Here is a 333-nt window from a genome sequence, read left to right on the forward strand (position 1 = left end):
CACTCAGACTCTTCCCCCTGCCTGAAGAGATCCGTCTGTTAAATACGGAACAGGTTCTTGGCGGTTGGAAGCAATATGTAAAGCGTCATGCTGGAGTTAAACGTGCTGAGTTACTTATTTCACTTGCGAAATCCAGTGTGGGTGCCACTCAGGCACTCCACGCATACAAGCTCCATCTTGGGCAATTACTCGAAGAATATGACCTGGCCCAGCGCCAACTTGAACAAATTGAGCATGAGCTCCGTCTCATTCTTGAGCGTATTCCTTATGCACAGAAGTTCCTTGAAATACGAGGCATCTATGTTACGAATCTAGCGGGTGTCCTCGGTGAGG

The 333-nt window shown here is 48.3% G+C and carries 1 pseudogene; it reads left to right on the plus strand.

Going from position 1 to position 333, the window contains the following annotated elements:
- A pseudogene (locus tag HPT30_RS00560) lies at positions 1–333 on the plus strand (IS110 family RNA-guided transposase); the annotation flags it as partial.

It is taken from the genome of Paenibacillus agri (assembly GCF_013359945.1).
Lineage (GTDB): Bacteria > Bacillota > Bacilli > Paenibacillales > Paenibacillaceae > Paenibacillus_AQ > Paenibacillus_AQ agri.